Source organism: Sphingobacterium sp. IITKGP-BTPF85 (assembly GCF_001006065.1).
Classification (GTDB): domain Bacteria; phylum Bacteroidota; class Bacteroidia; order Sphingobacteriales; family Sphingobacteriaceae; genus Sphingobacterium; species Sphingobacterium anhuiense.
In genome coordinates this window covers 1-5,932 of sequence record NZ_ASZT02000217.1, presented here as the reverse complement: position 1 = coordinate 5,932, position 5,932 = coordinate 1, and the positions used below count along the sequence as shown (strand labels likewise).

Below are 5,932 nucleotides of genomic sequence, written 5' to 3'. Positions count from 1 at the left end.
TCAATATCACCAGTATATCCAATGGCCTCAGAAGGCACCAATAGTCTGAAAATCAGCGAAGATATTAAGGATATTATTGCGGATGAAGTAATATGTTTTCTTGAAAATTTGGAGCCTGATGTTACTCAATCTTTGAGAAGTCTATTTGCTGACCAAGCTAGAATGAAAAAAATGTTGATAAAAGAGCTAAAGAGGAATTATTGTATCAATAATAACAATTTTTTTGTACAAGAGTTTACGCAAAGTAATACAAAAACAATAACCCATTCAAGGGTAGGTTTAGGATCGGTTATCGCTGTTGTAGCCTCATGGGATCGCAACAAATCAATCCTATGGGCCATTTCACAGGGTATCTTAAGCTGGTTTTATGTGATTTATTTTGCTTTTACAAGGTAGAAAATTCAAAAAAGGGAAGAAAAAAAGGGATGAATTATAGTCAAATTATCATAAAGAAAATTATAATAGTTGTATGTTTTATTTGTGCAATAGGACATTCATCGTATGGAAAGAAGAAATACCTCCTATTAGATAGTCTGAAACACTCATATAATGTAGAAAGGTACACTTTAAAGATGGATTCATTATATCGTGTTGCGAGTACAGTTGAACTTTTCAATATTATATTGCCAGAACAAGAAGGTTTGGTATTAATATCTGTTTTACCCCCAAATCTAAATGACAAAGGTTTATGGACAAAAATTAATATTGAAAATATTGCATCAGACGATTTCATAAAAGCTGCCGATTATAATAAATATTCTAAAAGACCTTTTGCGCTTTCCTTAAACCTTGAACCGCGCATTGATATACTTATAGTCAAGAAGGAAAAAGATGGTTATTATTTAGCTAACTTTTGTTTTACACAGTATTTCGGTCTTGCAAACCACAGTAGCGTTTTTAATACCCCTAATAATGTAATCAATATCGGACAAAGTATACTTTCAATCCGTGATATGGAGAAAATTTATAAGAAAGATTTCCCTAAACAACCTTATATCATGACAGAATTCTTTTATAACCAAAAAGTAAGCTCAATGGTACCGTTTGGAACAAACGAACAATATATGAGGATGTATCTGTCAGATATATTTACAATTGGAAAAGAGAAAGCTTATAAATTTTGGACATATGCGTCATGGAATATTGTGGACGGATGGAATTACCCCCGCGGTATAGATCGTTTTATATATATACCAGGCAAAGGTATAGTGGGCGGTTCATTTGACTTCTATTTTGAATCTTACAGGCAGCCTGAAAGACTTTCCACCTTTAATTTAAAGACAAGAGCATATGACTACACAAAAAAATTAAGCAGTATATCTAATACACAATGGATAGATAACATCCTAAATGAAAGAATTCCAATAGCTGAGGAGCTAAAGTAAGCGATCCTAACAAATATCAATAGTGCCAATAAATGAAACATCAATTTACACTGCCTAGTTTTCCCGATTCACCCTAAACCCTCATACCCTGACATTCCACCTGAATAAGAAATCGATAATCATAAATACAACATCGTAGAGAAACTTCCTTGGCACCATACAGTATTGTCACTCCTACCCATGTTATTAGTATTCTCTGGTGGTGGAATAGGCGGTGGCATCGGTGCAGTAGCATCATTATATAACATGCAACTGTTAAGAGATAATAGATCTGGAATTGGTAAATATCTAAAAGTAATTAGTGTAACATGTGCTGCATTTGCAATATATTTTTTATTGGCAATGATTATTAATGAACGGATTGGTTAGAAAATTAAAAGAATGACAAGAAGAACTAACATTTTAGCAAATAGAGTATTTTTTCAAAATTCAAGAAGTTTAAAGCAGATTTCGAGAGACTAATCTTCAATGATGGTAAAAAACTTTCGGATAGTTTTACAGTCCCTCTTTTAGAAAAAAATATCCTGCTTAAAATCGAAACGCACATAAGAAAAAGTGACAGGTTTTTCGGCCCAGATCTTCCGATTTATACGATTTTATCGATCACTGACAAATCGATCGGCCGAAACTTCCCAAGTATTTAAATAACAACGTAAAAATACATAATGCTCTAAAACATGATTGCCATAACAATTATAATAATTAGTGCTATTATAGCAATAATTATAACTAAGGCATTTATTTTAAAATTCGGTTTAAAAATTATTTTATTCATTTGGTGCTGATTGTTCTTCTTTACAAGCATGATATTCCTTTAAACTATAATAACAAGATATACAGGCTGCAAGTTCAATAAGACCTGCTCCACATCCTGCGAATGTGGCAACTCCTGCCATTAAACAAATTCCACAGGCCCACTGATCGATTTCAAGTTTAACAGCGGGTTATATGAATTGTTTTCTTGAACCCGTTTAAAATATTCAAAATTTTGATGTTATATCATAAAGTTCAGTTCGAGTCAATTTAAGCCTACTTTCTATTTGAGTCTCTTTAGATATAAAGGACTTTTCATACGAAATGATGAGAATAATAAAAATTAATATTGGAAATTTTTTGATAACGTCGACCGGATTTTTACTCAAATACGAGGACAGTCCTTCTCCTGGAGACAGCGAATAGTTGTCCCCTTTGCAAGTTTTTTTCATTTTTTTTGTTTAAATTGGGTCCTTTTTACCCTATCCGATTGGACATAGCTTGGGCATTAAGGAAACCAGGTTAAAAAAATAAATCGAGAAAATGCAATTAAATAACAGCTGGAGTGGACTGTTTCTAAACAAAAATTGATCAACCTATTCCGGTTGATTTATAAAAGATAACAACTCCTGGTAGTCCAATGCTGACACAGGGATCTTCATCTTGAGATCCTTTATTAAAATTTTAGAATGCGTATAGCCCTCAATGGCCTTACGGTGGATGACATAGCTTCGCCCTATTCTCATAAAATCTTGTAACGGCAACTGGTTGTACAGTTCAGTTAACGTAATATTGGATTGCAACTTTTCAATTTGATTATCCGCACCTTTCAAATAAACAGTCAATTCCTTCCCATTAATTTCGGCTATATAAATATGTGCTTTATCAATGATCTTCATCACTTTTGTTTCCATACAGCGCAAAGATATCGTGGTGGATTTTCGGACGCGCAAAGCAGCACGCTTATCTACCTCGCTACTGCAAGATTTAAAGTTCTCACCAATTTCTCATGGCCGACCATCTTATCCACATACCCCACAGCCTGCATATCGTATGATTCATACGCATAACTATTATGTCCTGAACAGATGACCACCACCGGTGGATCGGGTAATGATTGTATCAAGGTGTACCCGTCCATTCCCGGCATATCCATATCCAAAAAAAGAATGTCGACCTTATTCTGCGTGATAAAAGATCGTGCTTCAAATGGATCCGACTGGATAGGCAAAACGTTTAAAAAATCAAAGGCTTTTAGCCGATCGCGCAATACCCTTACAGCATCTGGCATATCATCTACAAGTAGCACCTGATATAACTCCTGTTTCATCTATTCTGTATATTAATCTGAAAAATAAATACGCCTTCCTGGTCCCGATACGTAAAGGATATGGGCCAATCATCGGCCTCTAATTTATGCTGCATCAAAGAAAACCCAGTACCGAGCGATTGTATGTTGCCCCTTTTAACAGCATCATATTGATTTGTAAATGTCAAGATTAAATGATTTCCATCTTGCTCCCAATTGACCTGTAAACCACAGTGTCCTTTTCTCCATATCCCATATTTGAGTGCATTCTCTATTGGTAAGAGCAATAAGCCAGCTGGTAAGCGCCCCGCCCATCCCTGCAACGGTTTATTAAATTGAACTGCCTGTTCTCCGTACACCAAACAGATTAATTTGGAAAAGCTTAAGAACATATCACATTCTTCCTCCGCCGAAACCCCATCATTGAGGTTATCGGAGTCCAACATATAACCCATCAAACTAGTAAATTCCATAAAATATGCTTCCATCAATTTGGGATCATTCTTTAGATTTTGTTGGTAGCTCAAAGCCACAAAGTTTTTGACAAAATGAGGAGCAATATGTCTTGCTTCCAATTGAAGTACATAGCGCTCAATTTTATTTTGCAACTTTTTTTCCCTGTGTCTGGAAGCTTGAAAATGAAAAAAAGATTTTATTCCACATATCGCAAATGGGACTATATTGACTAAAATCGAGGAAAATAATAACCGGAATAAAAATTGAATTAAAGAAAAAGGATATTTACCGGTATCAAAATAAATCCCGATCTGCGGTAGCAAGATATAAACCAATACATATACCAATAATGGGATGGATAGCATAAGCTTCAGCCAAGCCCACAAAAATAACTTCTTTTTATTCCAATGATCTGCTTGGAAAAGACCATCAAATATGCGGTAAAACCCAAATCCATACCCCGTATACAGCAAGCCAATGATGATAAATTTACTCTCTTGAATATCTTTCAATTTCACCGACCAGTTCAAAGTCGAAAAAAAGAAGGTTATCCCGATAAAAATAAAAGTAAAACTTATCCATTTAGGGAGTATAAATTTCATTAAGTTCTTTGGCCGTTGATCAATAAGCTAATTTATAAAATTATTTCCTAAAAATCAATTTGGAAATAATATTAATGATACAGCATATAATTTACACGGTCAAAGTAGGCCCAGCCATCCTGAATAGGCAATTTCAAAAAATGAACGAGGTTCTTTTCATCTTTGCTTAAATTAACAACTTTAGGATCCCACATGCCATTTCTGTGCAAATACCCCCAACATTCCCAGCGGTAAGGTTGCTGTTTCAGCACTGCTGCGAAACCAGCAAACAGGTTCTCCATTGTTTTAAGCACATAGCTTTCCCTCGACATTGAAGAATCAGGAAGAGAAATATGCATAAGATCCAGTATCAATACATCTTCTATTGCATGAGAATGCAAGGCATAAATCGGGGAATTCAGCAGATGGCTGATTACAGCAATACCTGGTTTAACAGCTAGTTTCCCAGCAAGAAAATCAACGTCAACACGTTTGTCAACCGTAGAAGCAGCGCTGGTACCATCTGCAAATATCAATACATGACGATGCTGTTTCAGACTCGATCTGATTTTAAAGATCAGCATCGGATCGTCACTAAAAAAATAACAGCATTTTGCTCCATTTACAGTGCATTTGCTTTGCAAAGCTGTCAGAACAGCTGTGTTTTTCTCCCATACAGCCCGATCCATCAGGAGATCAAATGCAACACCCTCATCTGCCAATTTTTGTGGCCAGAACAAGTGATCGCCCAAATGGAAAAGTACCAAAATGCCAGCCGGCAATCCATACCAATCGATCTGATCAGATAGACGCATACTTTGTAAATCAAGAAGTTTATTTTTTGGGCTGTGATAGTGCTGCCATTCCTGAAAAACAACAATATGCTGTTCCCAAGCTATATCCGGTATAAAATGATGCAGATGCGAAGAGAATAATGCAAAACCCCAAGTATTCAGTGTATTGTTCATAACGGTTTTATTTAAGCACTTTGCCTCAGAACTGAGGCAAAGCGCAAGTGTTATCGGTTCTTAAAATAAGATTGGACATTTTAACTCCATCTCATCATCTTTATCTTTGCTTAGCATAGCTGATAATTCTGTCCATTCCATGCATGTCAACCCATTCATCTGACGCACATCTCTGATTTCTATATTTTTCAATTTCATAATATTAGTCGTTTAAATTTTTAAAATAGTCTTCCCCTGGCCATAGCGGAAAGACAATGTTTATTGTGAATTCACATGTCAAAAATGGGTATGAAATTGAGACTAAACCAAATAAAACCCTACATAGGCAATAAAGGAGATTGAACGCCAAAAGCTTATCCCTGAAGCCGCTCATACCAAAAAAAGCGAGATTGATACCAAAAAAATGCCTGTGTGCGATTATTTTCAATACCCGGACGCAATCTTTATATATTTAAAAGTTTTGTATGTCTTCAAACTAAT

The 5,932-nt window shown here is 35.4% G+C and carries 8 protein-coding genes; 3 read left to right on the top strand and 5 right to left on the bottom strand.

Going from position 1 to position 5,932, the window contains the following annotated elements:
- The 3 genes from L950_RS23920 to L950_RS23910 all read left to right on the top strand — a co-directional run.
- A partial coding sequence (locus L950_RS23920) for a hypothetical protein (RefSeq protein WP_231577843.1) occupies positions 1-396 on the top strand: 396 nt, incomplete at its 5' end.
- 176 nt (positions 397-572) lie between these two features.
- Positions 573-1,385, top strand: a complete 813-nt coding sequence (locus L950_RS27350) for a hypothetical protein (RefSeq protein ID WP_021190935.1) — start codon at positions 573-575, stop codon at positions 1,383-1,385.
- A 165-nt stretch (positions 1,386-1,550) separates the two neighbouring features.
- Positions 1,551-1,754 (top strand): hypothetical protein, encoded by a 204-nt coding sequence (locus tag L950_RS23910; RefSeq protein WP_156169842.1) that lies wholly within the window; start codon positions 1,551-1,553, stop codon positions 1,752-1,754.
- Between the two features lie 398 nt (positions 1,755-2,152).
- Here the strand turns inward: L950_RS23910 and L950_RS36000 are convergent, their stop codons facing one another.
- The 5 genes from L950_RS36000 to L950_RS23885 all read right to left on the bottom strand — a co-directional run bounded on the left by L950_RS36000 (position 2,153) and on the right by L950_RS23885 (position 5,452).
- Positions 2,153-2,281 carry a hypothetical protein gene (locus L950_RS36000; RefSeq protein ID WP_021190932.1) on the bottom strand — a complete coding sequence of 43 codons (129 nt, stop codon included), beginning with the start codon at positions 2,279-2,281 and terminating at the stop codon, positions 2,153-2,155.
- A gap of 453 nt (positions 2,282-2,734) precedes the next feature.
- On the bottom strand, positions 2,735-3,037 hold the full coding sequence (locus L950_RS23900; RefSeq protein ID WP_231577844.1) for a LytTR family DNA-binding domain-containing protein: 303 nt from the start codon (positions 3,035-3,037) through the stop codon (positions 2,735-2,737).
- 68 nt (positions 3,038-3,105) lie between these two features.
- Positions 3,106-3,468: a LytR/AlgR family response regulator transcription factor gene (locus L950_RS23895; protein ID WP_021190930.1), complete on the bottom strand. Its 363-nt coding sequence runs from the start codon at positions 3,466-3,468 to the stop codon at positions 3,106-3,108.
- On the bottom strand, positions 3,465-4,433 hold the full coding sequence (locus L950_RS23890) for a hypothetical protein (RefSeq protein WP_156169841.1): 969 nt from the start codon (positions 4,431-4,433) through the stop codon (positions 3,465-3,467). Before L950_RS23890 ends, L950_RS23895 begins: the two co-directional genes overlap by 4 nt.
- A gap of 143 nt (positions 4,434-4,576) precedes the next feature.
- Positions 4,577-5,452: a hypothetical protein gene (locus L950_RS23885; protein WP_021190928.1), complete on the bottom strand. Its 876-nt coding sequence runs from the start codon at positions 5,450-5,452 to the stop codon at positions 4,577-4,579.
- Positions 5,453-5,932 lie beyond the last annotated feature (480 nt).

Coding starts and splice junctions, on each gene's coding strand:
- L950_RS36000 (WP_021190932.1), bottom strand. CDS start 2,281: ATGGCAGGAGTTGCCACATTCGCAGGATGTGGAGCAGGTCTTATTGAA.
- L950_RS23895 (WP_021190930.1), bottom strand. CDS start 3,468: ATGAAACAGGAGTTATATCAGGTGCTACTTGTAGATGATATGCCAGAT.
- L950_RS27350 (WP_021190935.1), top strand. CDS start 573: ATGGATTCATTATATCGTGTTGCGAGTACAGTTGAACTTTTCAATATT.
- L950_RS23900 (WP_231577844.1), bottom strand. CDS start 3,037: ATGAAGATCATTGATAAAGCACATATTTATATAGCCGAAATTAATGGG.
- L950_RS23885 (WP_021190928.1), bottom strand. CDS start 5,452: ATGAACAATACACTGAATACTTGGGGTTTTGCATTATTCTCTTCGCAT.